15 protein-coding genes and 1 pseudogene are annotated in these 20,567 nt (G+C 72.6%); 10 read left to right on the top strand and 6 right to left on the bottom strand.

From position 1 onward, the window contains the following. Window positions 1–41: 41 nt before the first annotated feature. Window positions 42–2,507, bottom strand: a complete 2,466-nt coding sequence (locus tag ACZ4Z1_RS21850; protein ID WP_468488263.1) for an ATP-binding SpoIIE family protein phosphatase — start codon at window positions 2,505–2,507, stop codon at window positions 42–44. A gap of 388 nt (window positions 2,508–2,895) precedes the next feature. Between ACZ4Z1_RS21850 and ACZ4Z1_RS21855 the strand changes: the two genes are divergently transcribed. Then, the gene (locus ACZ4Z1_RS21855; protein ID WP_468488441.1) at window positions 2,896–3,834 is read left to right on the top strand and encodes a helix-turn-helix domain-containing protein; all 939 of its coding nucleotides are present in this window, start codon (window positions 2,896–2,898) and stop codon (window positions 3,832–3,834) included. Between the two features lie 104 nt (window positions 3,835–3,938). Next, window positions 3,939–4,787 (top strand): dioxygenase family protein, encoded by an 849-nt coding sequence (locus ACZ4Z1_RS21860; RefSeq protein ID WP_468488264.1) that lies wholly within the window; start codon window positions 3,939–3,941, stop codon window positions 4,785–4,787. A gap of 85 nt (window positions 4,788–4,872) precedes the next feature. Here the strand turns inward: ACZ4Z1_RS21860 and ACZ4Z1_RS21865 are convergent, their stop codons facing one another. After that, entirely contained in the window at window positions 4,873–7,437 is a 2,565-nt protein-coding gene (locus ACZ4Z1_RS21865) for an MFS transporter (protein WP_468488265.1), read from the bottom strand. A gap of 260 nt (window positions 7,438–7,697) precedes the next feature. Next, complete coding sequence (locus ACZ4Z1_RS21870) at window positions 7,698–8,144, bottom strand: SRPBCC family protein (protein ID WP_468488266.1); 447 nt, start codon at window positions 8,142–8,144, stop codon at window positions 7,698–7,700. A gap of 312 nt (window positions 8,145–8,456) precedes the next feature. On the opposite strand from ACZ4Z1_RS21870, the gene ACZ4Z1_RS21875 reads away from it, so the two are divergent. Then, window positions 8,457–9,476: an Rv2578c family radical SAM protein gene (locus ACZ4Z1_RS21875; protein WP_468488267.1), complete on the top strand. Its 1,020-nt coding sequence runs from the start codon at window positions 8,457–8,459 to the stop codon at window positions 9,474–9,476. A 102-nt stretch (window positions 9,477–9,578) separates the two neighbouring features. Here ACZ4Z1_RS21875 and ACZ4Z1_RS21880 read toward each other — a convergent pair whose 3' ends face one another. Both ACZ4Z1_RS21880 and ACZ4Z1_RS21885 read right to left on the bottom strand, forming a co-directional pair. Beyond that, window positions 9,579–9,929: a MerR family transcriptional regulator gene (locus ACZ4Z1_RS21880; RefSeq protein ID WP_468488268.1), complete on the bottom strand. Its 351-nt coding sequence runs from the start codon at window positions 9,927–9,929 to the stop codon at window positions 9,579–9,581. Between the two features lie 102 nt (window positions 9,930–10,031). Further along, window positions 10,032–10,802, bottom strand: a complete 771-nt coding sequence (locus ACZ4Z1_RS21885) for an SDR family NAD(P)-dependent oxidoreductase (RefSeq protein ID WP_468488269.1) — start codon at window positions 10,800–10,802, stop codon at window positions 10,032–10,034. Between the two features lie 58 nt (window positions 10,803–10,860). Between ACZ4Z1_RS21885 and ACZ4Z1_RS21890 the strand changes: the two genes are divergently transcribed. After that, complete coding sequence (locus ACZ4Z1_RS21890; RefSeq protein WP_468488270.1) at window positions 10,861–11,454, top strand: GNAT family N-acetyltransferase; 594 nt, start codon at window positions 10,861–10,863, stop codon at window positions 11,452–11,454. Here the strand turns inward: ACZ4Z1_RS21890 and ACZ4Z1_RS21895 are convergent. Beyond that, the gene (locus ACZ4Z1_RS21895; RefSeq protein WP_468488271.1) at window positions 11,421–12,047 is read right to left on the bottom strand and encodes a HEAT repeat domain-containing protein; all 627 of its coding nucleotides are present in this window, start codon (window positions 12,045–12,047) and stop codon (window positions 11,421–11,423) included. The two genes, ACZ4Z1_RS21890 and ACZ4Z1_RS21895, sit on opposite strands and share 34 nt — an antisense overlap. A gap of 358 nt (window positions 12,048–12,405) precedes the next feature. On the opposite strand from ACZ4Z1_RS21895, the gene ACZ4Z1_RS21900 reads away from it, so the two are divergent. From ACZ4Z1_RS21900 to ACZ4Z1_RS21925, 6 genes and pseudogenes are all read left to right on the top strand, one after another. Beyond that, window positions 12,406–14,277 (top strand): 3-hydroxyacyl-CoA dehydrogenase family protein, encoded by a 1,872-nt coding sequence (locus tag ACZ4Z1_RS21900; protein ID WP_468488272.1) that lies wholly within the window; start codon window positions 12,406–12,408, stop codon window positions 14,275–14,277. Window positions 14,278–14,413: 136 nt separating this feature from the next. After that, a complete protein-coding gene (locus ACZ4Z1_RS21905; protein ID WP_468488273.1) occupies window positions 14,414–15,226 on the top strand; it encodes a TetR family transcriptional regulator in 813 nt (270 codons plus the stop codon). Between the two features lie 469 nt (window positions 15,227–15,695). Beyond that, the gene (gene ccrA, locus ACZ4Z1_RS21910; RefSeq protein WP_468488274.1) at window positions 15,696–17,033 is read left to right on the top strand and encodes a crotonyl-CoA carboxylase/reductase; all 1,338 of its coding nucleotides are present in this window, start codon (window positions 15,696–15,698) and stop codon (window positions 17,031–17,033) included. 16 nt (window positions 17,034–17,049) lie between these two features. Further along, window positions 17,050–19,080, top strand: a pseudogene (locus ACZ4Z1_RS21915) (protein meaA); the annotation flags it as partial. Further along, entirely contained in the window at window positions 19,077–20,039 is a 963-nt protein-coding gene (locus tag ACZ4Z1_RS21920) for an HpcH/HpaI aldolase/citrate lyase family protein (RefSeq protein ID WP_468488275.1), read from the top strand. The pseudogene ACZ4Z1_RS21915 and the gene ACZ4Z1_RS21920, both read left to right, overlap by 4 nt. A gap of 5 nt (window positions 20,040–20,044) precedes the next feature. Continuing rightward, complete coding sequence (locus ACZ4Z1_RS21925; protein WP_468488442.1) at window positions 20,045–20,566, top strand: MaoC family dehydratase; 522 nt, start codon at window positions 20,045–20,047, stop codon at window positions 20,564–20,566. Window position 20,567 lies beyond the last annotated feature (1 nt).

Raw genomic sequence — 20,567 nt, forward strand, 5'->3', positions numbered from 1 at the left:
CTGTTACGGACCGGCGTACGCCCGTCGCGCGGCCGGGCGCTTCAGGTACGTGGCAGAGTCTGCTCGAACCACACCGTTTTGCCGGTCGCCGTCCGGCTCGTACCCCATTCCCGCGCGAGCCTGCTGACCACCCGCAGCCCGCGCCCGAACTCGTCGTCGTCCGCCGCGCTCAGCATCTGCGGCAGGGCGTGGTCGTCGTCCGACACCTCGCACAGCAGGGCGTCCGTCCGCACCAGCCGCAGCAGCACGTGCTGGGTGTGCGCATGCCGTACGGCGTTGGTGACGACCTCACTGACCAGCAACTCGGCGGTCTCCGAGGCCGCCTGGAGCCCCCACCGCGCCAGCTGCCCGCGGACCAGCCGGCGGGCGCGGCCCGCCTCGCGCGCGTCGATGGCCAGCCGCCACTCGGCGACGTCCTCGGGGGCGATGCCGTTGAGCCGGGCCATCAGCAGCGCCACGTCGTCCTTGCGGCCGCCACGCACGTTCAGCGCGCGGATGATGGCGTCGCAGGCGTCGTCCATGGACGCGGCCGGGTGGGCGGCGGACTCGGCCAACGCCGCCAGGCCCACCCCTATGTCCTCGCCCCGCACCTCGACCAGACCGTCCGTGCACAGCACCAGCCGGTCGCCCGCCGCGACGGAAACCGTGACCGCCTCGAACGGCACCCCGCCGACGCCGATGGGCGCGCCCGTCGGCAGGTCCAGCAGCTCGCTGCGGCCGTCCACGGCCCGCACCAGGACGGGCGGGATGTGCCCGGCGTTGGCGATCACCAGCTGCTGGCCGATCGGGTCGTAGACCGCGTACAGGCAGGTGGCGAGGTAGTTGTCGCCGAGCCGCTGCGCGAGGTCGTCCAGGCTGCGCAGCAGCTGGGCCGGGTGCATGTCGATGGCGGCCATGGTCTGCACCGCCGTACGCAGCTGGCCCATCATCGCGGCCGAGTTCAGGCCATGGCCCATCACGTCGCCCACGACGAAGGCGGTGCGCGACCCGGGCAGTTTGATGGTGTCGAACCAGTCGCCGCCGACCCGGCCGAGGCGCGTGCCCGGCAGATAGCGGGTGGCCGTGTCGCAGCCGGCCATCCGGGGTGCGATGTGCGGCAGCATGCTGTCCTGGAGCGTCTCGGCGACGTTCTCCTGGTAGGTGTACATGCGGGCGTTGTCCAGGACGAGGCCGGCCCGGGCGGCCAGTTCGGCGCCGGTGACCCGGTCCATGTCGTTGAACTCCATCCGCTCCGGATGGCGCAGCAGGATCATGAAGCCCAGCACCACGTTGCGCGCCTTGAGCGGGACCACCAGCAGCGACCGCCGGTTGATCAGCGGGCTGATGTCGCGCTTCTCGAACTGGGCGGCGATCGCGTTGCCCAGCTCCTCGCTGATCCGCGGGATCAGCACCGGCTCGCCGGTCGTCATGCACTGGAAGAACGGCGTGTGCACCGGAAAGGGCATCGACTCGCCGACCGGGACCACGTCGTCCCACCGGCCGGGCTCGTCGTTGTGCTCGACCGCGACGCGGTGCCACAGGGTCGTGGCGTCCGGCGGGCCGTCGGGGAAGCCCTCGCCCGCGATGACCTGCTCGCGCAGGTACGTACCGGCGACGTCGGTGAAGCGCGGCACGACGGCCTCACTGACCTCCTGGATCGTGTGGGAGAGGTCCAGGGACGAGCCGATCCGGCCACTGACCTCGTTCAGGAACTCCAACCGCTCACGGACCGCGGCGTATTCGAGGTCGGACTCCAGCTCCGCCGCGGCCTCGGCGGCGGCCTGCACGTCCTGGGCGCCGCCAGCCGTCCGCAGCAGCCGGGCCCGCCGCTCCACCCGGCGCGGCACGCCCCAGTCCGGGGTGACCGGGAAGCGCTCCTGCTGGCTGATCTCCAGCACCGGATAGCCCAGCTCCAGCACCTGGGAGACGATCCGGGCGCTCTCCTGGGGGCTCATGCTCGGCAGTATCTGCGGCAGCTGGGCGGCCAGCACCTCGGACCCCTCGAAGTCCGTGTGCAGCGCGAAGCCGGGTGCGAAGCGCTCGTGCTCCACGTCGTCCGCGTCGCCGCGGCCGTGCAACTGGTCGGCGTCCGCCGCGAGGACGAGCAGCCGCTCCGTGCCGGGGCCCACCAGCGGATACGCCCACCACAGGATGTCGACCGTGCCGCGCTCCACGTCCGCCATACGGGCGCGTCCGGCGGTGGGATAGGCGGCCCGGCCGCCCAACGAGGCCTCCAGGTCGGGCCCGTTGCACCGCCCGCCCGCCTCCTCCTCCCAGCCCCGCGCCGCCCACTCCCCCTCGCCGAGCGCGCCGGATACCGGCATCAGATCGACGGCGGGCGTGCCCACCGCTTCCTCGCGGGAGGGTCCGAAGAGCCTGCGGGCGCCCGTACTCCAGTGGGAGACCAGTCCGGCGGCGTCGACCACCACCACGGCGAGCGGGATACGCCCGGGCACGGTGTCCCGTGGCGCCGGCACCTGACGCGCCGCGCCCACCCTGTCGTCGCCGCGCGACGGGCCACGCTCCATGGGCGGTTGCTCCTTCGTACACCGATCTTGCACCACCGCTACCACGGTACGACCGTGGGGTGACAGCGCGGGCCGCATTCACCGAATAGGTGGTGCGCCCCGCGCGAACGACCATGGCGCAAGCCGATCGGTCGTCCCGGACGCCGCTGCCGCACCTCCCCCACCCGGTGACGGGCGCCGGGCGCGGCCGGCCGCAGCCCGGCGGAACCGGCCGTACCGGTCGTGGTCTTGCGGGCGCCCGTATGGTGAGGACGTGCCCAGACGGACCGAACAGGTGACCGCGGGAGCCCGCCGGACCGCCGCGCCCCGGGCCGGGCGGCAGGCAGGCCCCGCACCGGACGTGTTCGCGCCACGCGGCGGCAACGCCCGGGCCGACGGCCCTGTGCCCCTGCACCGCCTCGACGTGCCCGCCCCCCACCTGCTGCCCTTCGCCATCGGCTCCTTCGACACCATCGGCCCCCTCTCCCGCGCCGGCTTCCCGCACCGGCACTCCTTCCACGAGATCGTGTACGTGACGGGCGGCACCGGCACCCACGTCCTCGACGAGGACCGCCGCCCGCTGCGCCCGCCCCACCTGTGCTTCATCACGCCGGGCCAGGTGCACTACTGGGACCGCGTGCGCGGCCTGCGCGGCTGGGTGATCCTGTTCACCGACGACTTCCTGCTGGCCCACCCCGGCGACCGGGACGCTCTGACGGAGCTGGGCGAGCGCCCGTGGCCGCGGCCCGGGACCGACGACGCGGCGCGGCTGTCCGGCCTGGTCGGCGAGATGCTGCGGGAGTACGGCGAGCGGGCCCCGTCGTACACGTCGGTGCTCCAGGCGCAGTTGCACATCCTGATCGCCCGTGCGCTGCGGATGTCCGCCCCGCGGGCCGCGCCGGATGCGGACGGCGCACCCGGTTCCGGAGGCGGCGCCCGGCGTACGGGCTCCGTGTCCGGGCGGTCCGCCCTGGTCTCCCGGGAGTTCACCAGGCTGCTGGCGCAACCGGGCTCCCTGGGCCGGTCCGTACGGTCCTACGCCGACGAACTGGGCGTCTCCGTAGGGCACCTGGCCGAACTGGTCAAGCGCGGCACCGGCCGGACCCCGGGCCGGCTGATCCGGCACGCGCAGACCGTGGAGGCCAAGCGGCTGCTGTCCGGTTCCGGCCTGACGGTGGCCCAGGTGGCCCGCCGGGTGGGGTTCGGTGACCCGGCGTACTTCTGCCGCTTCTTCCGCCGGGAGACGGGGCTGAGCCCCGGCGACTTCCGCCGCGCCGCGGGCGGCGCCGGAGGAATTCACCACGACCCCGGTGCCGAGTCCATCGCAGCGCCGCGGCGGCCCGAATAGCGTCTGTCGCCGTCAGCCAGCCCCTGAGGCGAGGACGGCCCCGGCTCCTGCCAGCCCCGTGCCCGGGGCCGCCCCGCCCTTCCCCCTGCTCACAGGAGCGCGCGATGGAAGACGAACGCACAGCCGGCACCGAGCCCGCACAGGACGACGGTCAGCGCAGACGGATCAGCCGCAAGAACGTGCTCAAGGCCGCCGTCGCGGCCGTGCCGTTACCGATGCTGCTCGGCGGTGTCGCCCTGGCCCGCGACACCGAGCCCTCCCAGGGTCCGCTCACCCCCACCCCGTACTGCGACGACGGCGACGACCCGACGCCGTCGCAGACCGAGGGCCCGTACTTCAAACCGAACTCACCGCTGCGCGACTCGCTGGTCCAGCCCGGTACGCAGGGCACCCGGCTCACCGTGAGCGGCTATGTCTTCGGGCTGACCTGCCAACCGCTGTCCCGCGTCCTGCTGGACTGGTGGCAGGCGGACGCCAACGGCGCGTACGACAACGTGGGATTCCGTTTCCGCGGGCACCAGTTCACCGACCAGCGGGGCGCGTTCAGGCTCACCACGATCGTGCCGGGCCTCTACCCGGGCCGCACCCGGCACCTGCACGTGAAGGTGCAGGCCCCGAACCAGCCGGTCCTCACCACGCAGCTCTACTTCCCCGGCGAGCCGCGCAACAACACCGACCCGATCTTCAACCCCGCGCTGCTGATGAACGTACGGCAGAACGGCCCGGCCAAGGAGGCGTCGTTCGACTTCGTCCTGCGGGTGCGCGGCGGGTCCACCCCGACCCCCACCGGCAAGCCGACCGAGCCGCCCGGCGGCAGCTGGGCCGCCGGGACCGACTACCGCGCGGGTGACCAGGTCACCTACGACGGCGCCACGTACGCGTGCCTCCAGCCGCACACGGCGCGCACCGGCTGGGAGCCGCCGGCCGTCCCGGCGCTGTGGCGCCGCGCCTGATACGGGACACCGGCACCGGCCCGCGTACCCGGGCCGGGCGGGCCGGTGCCGGTCCGCGAGCAGCCGGCACCGGCCGGGCGGGCGGTCAGTCCCCGTACCCGAGCTGGAGGTCCCGCTCGGTACGGCCGCCGCCCGTGACCTGGAGGACCGTCGCCACGGGCGGGTAGCCCGCCGCGACGACGGTGTACTCGCCCGCCGACAGGTCGACGAAGCGGAACAGCCCGTCCGGGCCGGTGGTCGCGGAGTCCACCACGTTGCCGGCCGCGTCCAGCAGCGTGACCCGGGCGTCCTCGACGGGGCGGCCGCCGCCGGACCGTACGGTGCCGCGCAGCACCGCGCCGCCCGCCAGCTCGATGTCCTGCCGGGTCTCCCGGGCCGAGTCCACGGTGACCGGCAGGGCGGCGGGGCGGTGCGCGGGGGAACTCGCGGCGAGGGTGTACTCGCCGGCCACCAGCTCCGTCAGGACGTAACCGCCCTCGCGGCCGCTGCGGCCGGTGGCGACGACCTCGCCGCGTACGTCCGTGAGCGTGACCGCGGCGTCGCGCACGGGCGTGCCGTCGGCGGTGGTGACCGCGCCGGACAGCCGTCCGGCGCCGCCGAGCAGCAGGTCCAGGCCGACCGGCCGCTCGCCGGCCGTGACCGCGACCGCCCGCGGCCGGTGCCCGCCGGCGGCGGCGATCAGGACGTACGCGCCGGGGCCCGGCGCGCTCAGCGCGTACCGGCCGTCCGCTCCGGTCGCGCCGCGCGCCACCTGGCGGCCGTCGGTGCCGATGAGGGTGAGGGCGGCGCCGGGCACCGCGCTGCCGTCGCGGTGCCGGACCGTGCCGCCCATCGGGACGCCGGCCACGAACGCGTCGTCGGTGGCCGGTGCCCACGGCGTGCGGGCCGGCTCCGGACGGTTCGGTTCCGGACAGGCCGGTTCCGGACGGGCCGGTTCCGGACGGGCCGGTTCCGGACGGTTCGGCTCCGGACGGTTCGCCTCCGGGCGCTCCGGCAGGGCGGGCACGGCCGCTTCGGTACGGGCCTGCGGGACGGAGGCCACGTCGTGCTGTCCGGTGGGCGGGACGATCGGGACGGACGAGAAGTGCGAGGCGTGGGACACCAGGGGTTTCTCTTTCAGGAAGACGGCGAGCAGCAGGCCCAGGAGGAGCACCGGCAGCAGGTAGAGGAGCACACGCGGCACGGTGTGCACGGAGGCCGCGGCCGGGCTTTCCCGCAGGGCGGTGGGCAGGGCACCCAGCAGCGCCGGAACGAGTGACTCCGGTTCGGTGGCGTGCCGGGCGGGCCCGGACGGGCCGTGCGCGAGGTGCCCGGCGAGCCGGTCGGCGAGGAAGGTGAGGAAGAGAGCGGCGCCGGCACAGCCGCCGAGCTGCCGGAGCGTGGTGTGGGTGCTGGTGGCGGTGACGGGCCCGGTGCGCCGCACCCGGTCGCGTACGGCCAGCACGAGCACCGGCAGCACGCAGCCGGCGCCCAGGCCCAGCACGCCCGTACCGAGGCTGTGCACGGGCTGCCCGGCGTCCTGCGGCGCCCGGCACAGCAGCCACGTCGCCCCGCCCGCCAGCGCGCACCCCACGACCGGGAAGACGCGGTGGCGGCCGGTACGGCGGGCGAGGTGGCCGCAGAGGACCGCGCCGAGCGCGAGACCTGCCGTCGCCGGCAGCATCAGCAGGCCCGACCGGGCCGGTGACGCGCCGTCGGCCACCGGCAGGAAGGTCGGCAGATATCCGGCGGCACCGAAGAGGGCCACGCCCAGGACCGCGCCGACCACCCCCGGGACGGCGAACACCGTGTCCCGGAAGAGGCGGAGCGGCAGCAGTGGGTCGGTGACGAAGTACTCGACGGCGACGAACAGCAGGGCGGTGCCGAGCGCACCCAGCCCGAGCCCGACGATGACCCGCGAGGTCCAGGCGTACTCCGTGCCGCCCCAACTGACGATCAGCGCAAGGCAGCCGGCGAAGGCGGCGAGCAACACCGCGCCCGCCGGGTCCAGTCGGTGCCGCACGGCGGGCCTGGGCAGCCTCGGTACGAACGCGGCCACGAGCAGCGCCAGGACGCCGAACGGCACACCGGAGAAGAAACACCAGCGCCAGGAGGCGTGGCCGGTGAGGTAGCCGCCGAGCAACGGCCCGGCCGCGCAGGCCAGTCCGCAGGCGGCGCCCGCCACCGCCATGATCCGGCCGCGCAGGCGCGGCGGCACCAGGCTCGCGACGACCGCCTGGACGCCGATCAGCAGGCCCCCGGCCCCGGCTCCCTGGAGGGCGCGGAAGGCGGTCAGCTCACCCATGGAGTGCGAGCGGCCGGCCAGTACCGAGCCCGCGGTGAACAGCAGGGCGGCGAGGATCAGGGCGGCCTTGCGGCCGAAGGCGTCACCGAGCTTGCCGTGCAGGGGCAGACCGGCAGCGGCGGCGAACAGATACGCGGTGATCACCCAGGACACGGTGTCCGGGCCGCGCAGGTCCCCGGCGATGCGCGGCAGCGCGGTGACGGCGACCGTCGCGCCCAGCGCGCCGGGCAGCAGGGCCGCCAGCAGGCCGGAGAGGAGGACCGGTGCCGCGCCAAGGCCCGGCGGCCCGCCGTCGTCCGCCCAGGCCGGACGGACGTCCGGTGCCGCCGCCCACCGCCCCTGTTCGGTCAGGGTGGTACCGCCCACGTAGTGCTCCCCTCATCACGCCCGCGCCGCCGCCCCTTTCTCGCATCGGGGACAACGGCGTTCAAGCGCGACGGGGAGCGGTGGGCCGGGCGATACGGGGGGCAACTGCGGTGCCGGGGGAGCCCGTCGGGCGCCCATCAGGCGTTTCCCGGAGGCGGCGGTACGTTCCGGCACGGACGGCGGGCCGAGGGAAACCACCCGAACCGGTGAGCGTGCCGCGCCCCCTTCAGGAAGCGCGGCACCGCCCGGCCCGCCGGCCTTTACTTCTTCTCCGTCTCCTTGGCGAGGTTGGCGAGCACCTCGTCGTAGATGCGGCCCAGCCCCTTGGGCGCGAAAGTCCGCTCGAAGAAGCCGCCGATGCCGCTCGCGCCCTGCCAGGTCGTGGTGACGACGACGTTGGCGCGGCCCTGGCCCGCCGGGGTGACGACCCAGGTCGTCACCATGGAGGAGTTGCGGTCCTTCTCCACCAGCTGGCCGTCGGTCGGCTCGTCGACCTCCAGCAGGCAGTCGCGCACCCGCTTGCTGGTGGCCTGGAGCTTCCAGTGGACGAGGGTGCCCTTGCCGTCGCCGCCCTCGCGCACCTCGTACTCGCTGAAGTGCTCGGGCAACAGCTTCTGACGCGTACCGCTGTAGTCCGCGAGCGCGTCGAACACGTCCTCCGGGTCCGCCGCGATCTCGCGCTGCGTGGTGGCCTCGACCTGGCCCATGTGTCTCTTCCTCCGGTGCTCGTCTGCTGTTCCCGCGGCCCCGCGGGCCGTACCGGCGCCGCGCCGTGCCGCAGGAGCACCACCTTAGGCGCGGCCCGGACCCGCGGACGCCCCGGCCGGACCGGCCGGCCCCCGGTCCGGCGACGCGCCGGGAGCGGCTTGACAAGCCCGGTGCGAACGCATGTTCTATTATCGCATTCGGAGCGGGACCGGCGGGGCCGCAGCGGGCCCCTCGGACAGCACCGGCGAGGAGCCGGGGATACAGCCGCAGGAACATCACCCGGGGGGCCGAGGGACTCAGGAGGAAGCGCGATGCGCTGGGAGAATCTGGGCGAGCAGTCCGCCGCCCTCTTCGGCACGGACGCCGTCAGCCGTACGGTCGACACCCCCGAATTCCGCGGGATCACCTTCCACGAGGTACGCGCCCGGTCGATCATCAACCAGGTGCCCGGAGCCTCCCGGATGCCGTTCGAACGGACGGTGAACCCGTACCGCGGCTGCTCGCACGCCTGCGTGTACTGCTTCGCCCGCAAGACCCACAGCTATCTCGACCTCGACACCGGGCTGGGCTTCGACTCCCAGATCGTGGTGAAGGTCAACGCGCCCGACCTGCTGCGGCACGAGCTGGCTGCGCCGCGCTGGCGCGGCGAGCACATAGCCATGGGCACGAACGTCGACTGCTACCAGCGCGCCGAAGGGCGCTACCGGTTGATGCCCGGCATCATCGCGGCCCTGCGCGATCACGCCAACCCCTTCTCCATCCTCACCAAGGGCACCCTGATCCTGCGCGACCTGGAGCTGCTGCGGCAGGCCGCCGCGGTGACGGACGTCGGCGTCTGCGTCTCGGTCGGCTTCGTCGACCGCGAGCTGTGGCGCACCGTCGAGCCCGGCACCCCCGCACCCGAACGCCGCCTGGACGTGGTCCGCACCCTGGCGCGGCACGGCATCCCGGCCGGGGTGCTGATGGCGCCCGTGGTCCCCTTCCTGGGCGACTCCCCCGGCCAACTGCGCGCGACCGTACGCGCCATCGCCGCCGCCGGCGCCACTTCCGTGACGCCGCTCGTCCTGCACCTGCGGCCGGGCGCCCGCGAGTGGTTCATGGCCTGGCTCGCACAGCACCACCCGCACCTGGTCCGCCGCTACGAGCGGATGTACGCCGACGGCGCGTACGCCCCCAAGTGGTACCAGCGCCGGATCACGCGCCAGGTCCACGAGCTGGCCACCGAACACGGCATCGGGCCGTCCCGCCCCGGCGGGTCCCGCCGCATCTCCGCACCGACGGCCGGCCCGGCACCGGGAACGCCCGAGCACACACAGCTGGCGCTGCTGTGAGGGCAGGGGGCGGGCCGGTCCGGAAGCGGTGGGCCGGGCCCGCTCCCGGATCAGAGACCGCGTGGAGACCGCGTGCCGCCCCCGATACCCCAGGCGTCCCGGCTACACCGTCGCCGTCGTCAGCGCCCGGGCGAGCCGGTCACGGGCCTGGATCTGCCCGGCTATGCGCTCGTCGAGGACTGCGAGCCGCTCGCGGGCTATCCGCAGCCCCTCGGCGGAAGGACGGGCCGCCGTCATGTCCCCGTCCAGACAGGCCGTGAAGCAGCTCACGTCGGCGAGGGTCAGCCCGGCGTCCAGGAGATGGCGGATGTTGCGGACGCGGACGGCCGCGCCCGCGTCGTACACCCGGTATCCGTTGTCCGCCCGGGCCGAGCCGATCAGGCCCGCCCGCTCGTAATGCCGCAAGGCCCGCGGGGACACCCCCGTCACCGCCGCCAGCTCACCGATCCGCACCGGCCCCACCTCCCCTCATGGTTGTAACAGGAGGCACTGACAACGCCTGCGGGCGGCCCTGCCTTTTCCGGCTCAGGCAGGTGCGCAGGACCCGACGAGCGCTCAGGCGACCACCGCCCCGCCGTCGACCGGCAGGATCACCCCCGTCACGAATGACGCCCCGGGCGACGCGAGCTGTACCACCGCCCACGCGACCTCCTCCGGGGACCCGACCCGCCCCAACGGTGTGTGTCCCACCTGCCACTCCCGTATCGCGGCCCGCTGCTCCGCCGTCAGCCCCTGGTGCTCACCGATGGGAGTGTCGACGGCCCCGGGGGCGACTCCCACGACCCGGACGCCACGCGGCGCGAGCTCCACCGCCCAACTGCGGGTGAGCAGTTCGAGGCCGGTCTTGGTGGCGCCGTAGACCGCGTTCCCCGGCCAGGCCCGCTGCCCGACCGAGGTGCTGATGTTCACCACCACCCCGCCGCCCGTCTCCAGATACGGCAGCGCGGCCTGGGTCAGCAGCACCGGCGAGACCAGATTCGTCGCGAGCTGGGGTGCGATCCGTTCCCGGGTCAGCGTCCCGAGGGTCCCGCTGCCCACGATCCCGGCGTTGTTGACCAGCACGTCCACTCGCCCGTACCGCTGCGCCGCGTGCCGGACGATCTCTTCGGGTGCCCCGTCGGCGGTGATGTCGGCGGCGTACGGCTCGATCGTCCCGTACCCGTCGGCGGCTTCGGCCAGCGGCCCGGGACGGCGCCCGACCGCGACCACCCGCGCGCCCTCCGCCGCGAACCGCCGCGCCGTCGCCCGCCCGATCCCCGTGCCCGCGCCGGTCACGATGACGACGCGGTCCTGCTCCTGCTGCCCTTGCGGCTGTTCCGTACTCATGCGGTGCAGTCTGAAACGTTGTCGCCAGTGTCAGGGTCAAGCGCCTAGCCTCCCGCTCATGACGGAGCGCTTACGGATACGGGACATGGCACAGGACGACATCGACGCGGTGGCGGCCATCCGGGTGCGTGGCTGGCAGAGCGCCTACGCGGGGCTGATGCCTCAGCCGTACCTGGACGGGCTGAGCGCCGCCGAGGACGCCGTCGAACGCCGTGAGTTCTTCTCCGCGGCGCCGCCCGAAGTGGTCAATCTCGTGGCGGAGCGGGACGGCGGCCTCGTCGGCTGGGCCGCCTTCGGGCCCGCCCGCGCCACCGACGGGGAGACGTCACGTCCGCCGTGCGAAGGCGAGCTGTACGCCCTGTATCTCCCTCCCGAGGACATCGGTACGGGCATCGGGCGCGCCCTGATGGACACGTGCCTGGCGCGTGCCGGGCGGAACGGTTTCCGCACACTGTGCCTGTGGGTGCTCAAGGGCAACGCTCACGCCCGCCGCTTCTACGAGCGGGCCGGTTTCCGCGCCGACGGCGCCGAGGAGACGTACGAGGTCGCGGGCGCCGCCGTGCCCGAGGTGCGCTACCGGCGGGCCGTCCCGCAGGCGGAGGAGTCCCCGGCGGGCTCTCACGGCCCCGCCCGCTCCCCCGGCTCCTCCTGAACGCCCAGACGGGCCAGGGAGGCGGCCGCGGCGGCGGCCAGGCGGGGGTGGTCGCGGGCCGCGGTGAGGGCGGGGACCGCGCGGCGGTCGCCGAGGGCGCCGAGGCCTTCGACGCAGGCGAGGGCCACGCGCCAGTACGGGTTGTGCGGGGTGAGCAGGCGTTCCAGGGTGGCGATCAGGGCCGGTACGGATTCGGGGGCGCGCATTTCGGCGAGCAGGCGGACGGGGTGCAGGGCGTAGGCGGTGCGCAGCGGGTTGGTGGCGAGTGCGGCGGCGGCGCGGGCGGTGCGCGGGTCGCCGAGGCGGCCGAGGGCATGGGCGGCGGTGGCGCAGCGCACCGGGTCGCGGTAGTTGAGCAGCAGGACGAGCGTCTCGAAGGCGCGGCGGTCGCCCGCGGCCCCCAGGATGAACGCGGCGATCTCGCGCGCCCACAGGGGGCGCTCGACGGCGGTGAGCACCTGGGCCAGCTCCTCGCGTCCGGCCGGGGTGTTCTTGCGGGCCAGCCCGAGGAGCCGTTCGTAGGCGACGAGGTCCTGCGGGGAGCGGAGTTCGGCACGCACCCGGTCCGTCAACTCGTGGAATTCATCTTCCATTTGCCACTCCCCTCCCGCGGAATTCTCACGGTACGTCCGACGTGGCCCGAACCACAGCCTAAATCCCCGCGCCACCCCTGGCGCTCCCGGTTACCGGCGAGTTAACCTGCTGAGCACGGGCAGCACCTCTGCCCCGGCGGCCTGGTGACGCAGCCGCCACAGCGTGCAGTCGGTTCGGCGTCCAGCACGACGCTCACGGCACGGCCCCGGGACAGGGCCGGCCGCAGCACCACTCGCCTCGTACATGCCGCTCGCGCATGTGCCCGGCCCCTCCTCAGTCGTCACTTCCCGCCTGCGTACCCGGGCCCCCGCTCCACGGGAACCCCGTCGCACGGGATCCACTCTCTGGAGTCTCGCGATGGACCGTAAGTCCACCCCTGACCTCTCAACCGATGTCTCCACTGTCCCCAAGGTCTCCACCTCCTCCACCGGCTCTTCGCCTGCCGGGGCGCCCCAGGCCCTGGCCACCGTGGCCGTCGTCGGCCTCGGCACGATGGGCACCGGCATCGCCGAGATCCTCACCCGCGCGGGCCGTGAGGTGATCGGCATCGACATCGACGACGCCGCCGCCCGCCGGGCCGTCACGGCGCTGGAGGCGTCCACCGCGCGGGGCGTGCGCCGGGAGCGTGTCACCGAACGCGAGCGGCAGGACGTGCTGGCCCGCTTCCGTACGTTCCGCGACCTCCAGGCCGCCGCCGAGGCGGACCTCGTCATCGAGGTCGTGCCGGAGGAGTACGAGCTCAAGCGGCAGGTCATCACGGCGCTGGACACCATCGTGCGGCCCGACACCATCCTCGCCACCGGCACCAACGCACTGTCCGTGACCCGGCTGGCCGCCGACTCGGCACGCCCCGAACGCGTCCTGGGCCTGCACTTCTTCAACCCGGCGCCCGCCATGAAGCTGGTCGAGGTGGTCTCCTCCGTCCTGACCTCGCCCGCCGCCGTCACGGCGGTCACCGAGCTCGCCCGCGAGCTGGGCAAGGAGCCGATCGCGGTCGGCGACCGGCCGGGCTTCGTCGCCGACGGGCTGCTGTTCGGGTATCTGAACCAGGCCGCCGCGATGTACGAGTCCCGGTACGCGACCCGCGAGGACATCGACGCCGCGATGAAGCTGGGCTGCGGCCTGCCCATGGGCCCGCTCGCACTGCTCGACCTGATCGGCGTGGACACCGCCCGTACCGTCCTGGAGGCCATGTACGCCGCCTCCCGCGACCGGCTGCACGCGCCCGCGCCGATCCTGGGCCAGCTCGCCGAGGCGGGGCTGACCGGCCGCAAGGCGGGCCGCGGCTTCTACACGTACGAGGCGCCGGGCAGCGCGGTGGTCGTGCCGGACGGCCGGACGCCCACCGGGACCCACGACCTGGCCGCCGGGCGCACGGTGCGCAGCGTCGGCGTGGCCGGTTCCGGGACGATGGCGAGCGGGATCGCCGAGGTCTTCGCCAAGGCCGGCTTCCAGGTCGTGCTGGCGGCCCGCAGTCCCGAGAAGGCCGAGGCGGCGAAGGCGCGCGTCGCCAAGTCCCTGGACCGCTCCGTCGCCAGGGGGCGGCTGACCGCCGAGGCGCGCGACACCGCCCTCGCGGCGGTGAGCGCCGCCGGGTCGCTGGACGCCTTCGCCGACGTGGACCTGGCGGTGGAGGCGGTCGCCGAGGACCTGGGGATCAAGCAGCAGCTGTTCGCGACGCTGGACAAGGTGTGCAAGCCGGGCGCCGTGCTGGCCACGACGACCTCCTCACTGCCCGTGGTGGCCTGCGCGCGGGCCACCGCCCGCCCGCAGGACGTCATCGGGATGCACTTCTTCAACCCGGCACCGGCCATGAAGCTGGTGGAGGTCGTGCGGACGGTGCTGACCGCGGACGACGCGCACGCGACCGTGCGCGCGGTCTGCGCCCAGGTGCGCAAGCACCCGGTGGACTGCGGTGACCGGGCCGGTTTCATCGTCAACGCGCTGCTGTTCCCGTACCTGAACAACGCGGTCAAGATGGTCCAGGAGCACTACGCGTCCCCGGACGACATCGACGCCGCGATGAAGCTGGGCGGCGGCTACCCGATGGGCCCGTTCGAACTGCTGGACGTGGTGGGCCTGGACGTCTCCCTGGCCATCGAGAAGGTGCTGCACGCCGAGTTCCGCGACCCGGGCCTGGCACCGGCGCCGCTGCTGGAGCACCTCGTCGCGGCGGGCTGCCTGGGCCGCAAGACCGGCCGCGGCTTCCGTGAGTACGCCCGGCGCTGACGCGTGGCGGACGGCCCGCCCGGCGGGCGGCGGATGGGGCGGGCTGCTGGAACCCTCCGGCGGCCCGCGCCCGCGTACGGTGGCCAGGGGGGCAGCTGATGCCGCAGGCCGCGGGAATATGCAGTACCGTCCCCACATGTCCCAGCCCGCCCGTACGCAGCCGACCGACGGATCCGAAGCCACCACTCCCGGTACCCGCCGGGCCGCCGCCCAACGCCTGAAGATGCGCCGCGAACTGGCGGCCGCCGCGATGGAACTGTTCGCTGCCAAGGGCTACGAGGCGACGACGGTCGACGAGATCGCGGCCGCGGCCGGCGTCGCCCGCCGCACGTTCTTCCGCCACTTCCGCTCCAAGGAAGAGGCGATCTTCCCGGACCACGACGACACCCTCGTACGGGCCGAGGCCGTCCTGGACGCGGCGCCCGCGCACGAGAACCCGCTCGACACGGTCTGCCGCGGCATCAAGGAAGTCATGCGGATGTACGCGGCGTCCCCCGCCGTCTCCGTGGCACGCTACCGGCTGACCCGGGAGGTCCCCACCCTCCGCGAGGCCGAGATCGCCTCGGTGGCCCGCTACGAGCGGCTTTTCACCCGCTACCTCCTCGGCCACTTCGACGAGGGCGCCCACCACGAGGGCGACGACGACCCGCTGCTGGCCGAGGTCGCCGCCTCCGCGGTCGTCACCGCGCACAACCACGTGCTGCGGCGCTGGCTGCGGGCGGGCGCCGAGGGCGACGTGGAGGCGCAGCTCGACCACGCCTTCGGGATCGTCCGCGCCACCTTCGGCACGGGCATCGGCGCGGGCCGCGGGCTGGGCGGGGACAACCACCAGGAGCCTCCGGCGCGGTCCGCGAAGCAGGGCGAGGTGCTGGTGACGGTGGCCCGTACGGACGCGCCGCTGGACGAGGTCATGCGCACGATCGAGAAGGCGCTCAAGCAGCGGTCCTGAGGGGCGCCGAGGTCTGAGGCGTACGGGGTGCCAGGGGTGCCGGTCCGGGCCCGGCACCCCTGGCACGCCATCGGCGGGGGTCCGCTGCCTCATGCGTACGCCCATCCCTGCGCTCGCTGATAGGCGACATTTCACCATTTGCACAGGCCATCGACACCCGCCACGCGCTCATGCGTGCCCCCGGGATGACATCTGAGAGAAATTGTTGGCACTCAGTGTCTTGTCGACTGGCACGCGGTGTCATACGTTGATGTTGTCCGGGCGGCCGACGCGCAGCACACCACCGCGCGTCGGCTGTCCCAGCAAGCCATTCGCGCCTGCTCGCCCGGACGCCTGCGTCACAGGCACCCTCACCGCGCTCACCAGCGCTGCCGGAACACCCTCAGCCGAACCGACGGCATCGCCTCTGCACCACCACCGACGTTCCCTCAAGCCGTTTCCCTCGACAGGCTTCGCCGGAGGCAACACCGTGAACCAGATACTTGACGCGATCCTCGCGCCAGAGAGCACCCGCGAAGACTTCGCCGCTCTGCCCCTGCCCGACTCCTACCGCGCGGTGACCGTGCACAAGGACGAGGCCGACATGTTCGACGGCCTGCCCGCCAAGGAGAAGGACCCCCGCAAGTCCCTGCACGTCGAAGAGGTTCCGGTGCCCGAACTGGGCCCGGGCGAGGCCCTGGTGGCCGTCATGGCCTCCTCGGTCAACTACAACAGCGTGTGGACCTCGATCTTCGAGCCGATGTCCACCTTCGGCTTCCTGGAGCGGTACGGAAAGCTGTCGCCGCTCACCAAGCGCCACGACCTGCCGTACCACGTCATCGGCTCCGACCTGGCGGGCGTCGTGCTGCGCACCGGACCCGGCGTGAACTCCTGGAAGCCCGGCGACGAGGTCGTCGCGCACTGCCTGTCCGTCGAGCTGGAGTCCGCCGACGGGCACAACGACACGATGCTCGACCCCGAACAGCGCATCTGGGGCTTCGAGACCAACTTCGGCGGCCTCGCCGAGATCGCGCTGGTCAAGTCCAACCAGCTGATGCCCAAGCCGGACCACCTGAGCTGGGAGGAAGCGGCGGCCCCCGGGCTGGTCAACTCCACCGCGTACCGCCAGCTGGTCTCCCGCAACGGCGCCGGGATGAAGCAGGGCGACAACGTGCTGATCTGGGGCGCCAGCGGCGGACTCGGCTCGTACGCCACGCAGTTCGCGCTGGCCGGCGGCGCCAACCCGATCTGTGTGGTCTCCAGCGACCAGAAGGCGGAGATCTGCCGGAAGATGGGCGCCGAGGCGATCATCGACCGCAACGCCGAAGGGTACAAGTTCTGGAAGGACGAGCACCACCAGGACCCCCGCGAGTGGAAGCGCTTCGGCAAGCGCATCCGCGAGCTGACCGGCGGCGAGGACGTGGACATCGTCTTCGAGCACCCGGGCCGCGAGACGTTCGGCGCGAGCGTGTACGTCACGCGCAAGGGCGGCACGATCGTCACCTGCGCCTCCACCTCCGGCTACACCCACGAGTACGACAACCGCTACCTGTGGATGTCACTCAAGCGCATCGTGGGCTCGCACTTCGCCAACTACCGCGAGGCGTGGGAGGCCAACCGCCTGATCGCCAAGGGCAAGATCCACCCGACGCTGTCCAAGACGTACACGCTGGAGGAGACCGGACAGGCGGCGTACGACGTGCACCGCAACCTCCACCAGGGCAAGGTCGGCGTGCTCGCGCTGGCACCCGAGGAGGGCATGGGCGTGCGCGACCACGAGAAGCGCGCCCGGCACATCGACGCCATCAACCGGTTCCGGAACGTCTGATCCGGACGGACGGACCCCGAGAGTACGGACCAACATGACCGAACGTCACAAGGATCGTCCGTGGCTGATGCGGACCTACGCCGGGCACTCCACCGCGGAGGCGTCCAACGAGCTCTACCGGCGCAACCTCGCCAAGGGCCAGACGGGCCTGTCGGTCGCCTTCGACCTGCCGACGCAGACCGGTTACGACCCGGACCACGTCCTCGCCCGCGGCGAGGTCGGCCGGGTCGGGGTCCCCGTCTCGCACCTCGGCGACATGCGCCGGCTGTTCCAGGACATCCCGCTGGAGCAGATGAACACCTCGATGACCATCAACGCCACGGCGATGTGGCTGCTGGCGCTGTACGAGGTGGTCGCCGAGGAGCAGGGCGCCGACATCGCGAAGCTGTCGGGTACGACGCAGAACGACATCGTCAAGGAGTACCTCTCGCGCGGGACGCACGTCTTCCCGCCGGGCCCGAGCCTGCGGCTGACCACCGACATGATCACGTACACGGTGGCGCACATCCCGAAGTGGAACCCGATCAACATCTGCAGCTACCACCTGCAGGAGGCGGGCGCCACGCCGGTGCAGGAGATCGCGTACGCGATGAGCACCGCGATCGCCGTGCTGGACGCCGTACGCGACTCGGGGCAGGTGCCGCCGGAGAAGTTCGGTGACGTGGTCGCGCGGATCTCCTTCTTCGTCAACGCCGGGGTCCGGTTCATCGAGGAGATGTGCAAGATGCGCGCCTTCGGCCGCATCTGGGAGCAGGTCACCCGCGAGCGGTACGGGGTCGAGAACCCCAAGCAGCGGCGCTTCCGTTACGGCGTGCAGGTCAACTCCCTCGGCCTGACCGAGGCGCAGCCGGAGAACAATGTCCAGCGGATCGTCCTGGAGATGCTGGCCGTCACCCTCTCCAAGGACGCCCGCGCCCGCGCGGTCCAGCTCCCGGCCTGGAACGAGGCGCTGGGCCTGCCGCGGCCGTGGGACCAGCAGTGGTCGCTGCGCATCCAGCAGGTGCTGGCCCACGAGTCGGACCTGCTGGAGTACGACGACATCTTCGCCGGGTCGCACGTCATCGAGGCCAAGGTCGCGGCCCTGGTCGAGGACTGCCTGGCGGAGATGGCCCGGATCGAGGAGATGGGCGGCGCGATGGCGGCCGTCGAATCCGGCTACCTGAAGTCGCAGCTGGTCTCCTCGCACGCCGAGCGGCGGGCCCGGATCGAGGCGGGCGAGGAGAAGATCGTCGGCGTCAACTGCTACGAGTCGACCGAGCCGAACCCGCTCACCGCCGACCTGGACACGGCCATCATGACCGTCGACCCGGACAACGAGGCGGGTGTGGTGCGCGCGCTGCACCAGTGGCGGGACAACCGCGACGAAGCCCGGGCGCAGGAGTCCCTGTCGGCGCTGAAGAAGGCCGCGGCCGGGACCACGAACCTGTTCGCCGCGACGCTCGAATGCGCCCGCGCCGGCGTCACGACCGGCGAGTGGGCCTGGGCCCTGCGGGACGTGTTCGGCGAGTTCCGGGCACCGACCGGCGTCTCGGGCGCGCCGCTCGCCGTCACCGCCGAGGCGGGCACCCCGCTCGCCGCGGTCCGTGCCAAGGTCGAGCGGACCGCCGCCGACCTGGGCACCGGTCGGCTGCGGCTGCTGGTCGGCAAGCCGGGGCTGGACGGCCACAGCAACGGCGCCGAGCAGATCGCCGTACGGGCCAGGGACGCCGGCTTCGAGGTGGTCTACCAGGGCATCCGGCTGACGCCCGAGCAGATCGTCACGGCGGCCGTCGCCGAGGACGTGCACTGCGTGGGCCTGTCGATCCTGTCCGGCTCGCACGCCGAACTGGTGCCGGACGTACTGCGGCGGCTGCGCGAGAGCGGCGGCCACGACATCCCCGTCATCGTCGGCGGCATCATCCCCAACGCCGACGCGGCGGCCCTTCGGGAAGCCGGAGTGGCGGCCGTGTTCACCCCGAAGGACTTCGGTATCACGGAGATCATCGGCCGTATCGTCGACGAGATCCGTACCGCGAACAAGCTCGACCCTCTGGAGGTCCCCGCATGAGTGGCGTCAACCGCCTTCGCCCCCGCCGTTCCTGCCTCGCCGTCCCCGGCAGCAACCCGCGCTTCCTGGAGAAGGCCCAGGGTCTCCCCGCCGACCAGGTCTTCCTGGACCTGGAGGACGCCTGCGCGCCGCTGGCCAAGGAAGGCGCCCGGCACACCATCGTGGACGCGCTGAACAACGGCGACTGGTCCGGCAAGACCCGTGTCGTGCGGGTCAACGACTGGACCACGCACTGGACGTACCGGGACGTCATCACCGTCGTCGAGGGCGCCGGGCAGAACCTGGACTGCATCATGCTGCCCAAGGTGCAGGACGCCCAGCAGATCGTCGCGCTGGACCTGCTGCTCACCCAGATCGAGACGACGATGGGCTTCGAGGCGGGCCGGATCGGCATCGAGGCGCAGATCGAGAACGCCAAGGGTCTGGTGAACGTGGACGCCATCGCCACCGCGTCGCCGCGCCTGGAGACCATCATCTTCGGCCCGGCCGACTTCATGGCCTCCATCAACATGAAGACGCTGGTCGTGGGCGAGCAGCCGCCCGGGTACGGCGCCGACGCGTACCACTACATCCTCATGCGCATCCTGATGGCGGCCCGCGCCAACGACCTCCAGGCGATCGACGGCCCCTACCTCCAGATCAAGAACGTGGACGGCTACAAGGAGGTCGCCGGGCGCGCCGCAGCGCTGGGCTTCGACGGCAAGTGGGTGCTGCATCCCGGTCAGGTCGAGGCCGCCAACGAGGTGTTCTCGCCGTCACAGGAGGACTACGACCGCGCCGAGCTGATCCTCGACGCGTACGAGTGGCACACCTCCGAGGCGGGCGGCAAGAAGGGTTCCGCGATGCTCGGTGACGAGATGATCGACGAGGCCAGCCGCAAGATGGCGCTCGTCGTCAGCGGAAAGGGCCGCGCCGCCGGCATGACCCGTACCTCGAAGTTCGAAGCCCCGGAGGCGTGAGCGCGATGCAGTTCGGCCGTACCTATGAGGAATTCACCGTCGGGGACGTCTACAAGCACTGGCCGGGAAAGACGGTCACGGAATACGACGACCACCTCTTCTGTCTGCTCACGATGAATCACCATCCGTTGCACATGGACAGCAACTACGCGGAGCGGACCACCGACTTCGGCAGGAATGTCGTCGTCGGGAACTACATCTACTCGCTGTTGCTGGGCATGTCGGTCCCGGATGTATCGGGCAAGGCGATCGCGAATCTGGAAATCGAGTCGCTGAAGCACGTGGCGCCCACTTTCCACGGGGACACGCTCTACGGCGAGACGACGGTGCTGGACAAGACGCCGTCGAAGTCCAAGGGCGACCGCGGGATCGTGTACGTGGAGACCAAGGGCTACAAGCAGGACGGCACCCTGGTGTGCGTCTTCCGGCGCAAGGTGATGGTGCCCACCGCCACGTACGTCAAGGAGCGCGGCGGGGAGCAGCCGGGCCGCCCCGAGCTGCGGGAACCGGCCGGTAAGGAGAAGTGAG

The organism is Streptomyces sp. NPDC030165, from assembly GCF_055573595.1.

Coding starts and splice junctions, on each gene's coding strand:
- ACZ4Z1_RS21850 (WP_468488263.1), bottom strand. CDS start 2,507: ATGGAGCGTGGCCCGTCGCGCGGCGACGACAGGGTGGGCGCGGCGCGT.
- ACZ4Z1_RS21860 (WP_468488264.1), top strand. CDS start 3,939: ATGGAAGACGAACGCACAGCCGGCACCGAGCCCGCACAGGACGACGGT.
- ACZ4Z1_RS21870 (WP_468488266.1), bottom strand. CDS start 8,144: ATGGGCCAGGTCGAGGCCACCACGCAGCGCGAGATCGCGGCGGACCCG.
- ACZ4Z1_RS21875 (WP_468488267.1), top strand. CDS start 8,457: ATGCGCTGGGAGAATCTGGGCGAGCAGTCCGCCGCCCTCTTCGGCACG.
- ACZ4Z1_RS21885 (WP_468488269.1), bottom strand. CDS start 10,802: ATGAGTACGGAACAGCCGCAAGGGCAGCAGGAGCAGGACCGCGTCGTC.
- ACZ4Z1_RS21890 (WP_468488270.1), top strand. CDS start 10,861: ATGACGGAGCGCTTACGGATACGGGACATGGCACAGGACGACATCGAC.
- ACZ4Z1_RS21895 (WP_468488271.1), bottom strand. CDS start 12,047: ATGGAAGATGAATTCCACGAGTTGACGGACCGGGTGCGTGCCGAACTC.
- ACZ4Z1_RS21900 (WP_468488272.1), top strand. CDS start 12,406: ATGGACCGTAAGTCCACCCCTGACCTCTCAACCGATGTCTCCACTGTC.
- ACZ4Z1_RS21905 (WP_468488273.1), top strand. CDS start 14,414: ATGTCCCAGCCCGCCCGTACGCAGCCGACCGACGGATCCGAAGCCACC.
- ACZ4Z1_RS21920 (WP_468488275.1), top strand. CDS start 19,077: ATGAGTGGCGTCAACCGCCTTCGCCCCCGCCGTTCCTGCCTCGCCGTC.
- ACZ4Z1_RS21925 (WP_468488442.1), top strand. CDS start 20,045: ATGCAGTTCGGCCGTACCTATGAGGAATTCACCGTCGGGGACGTCTAC.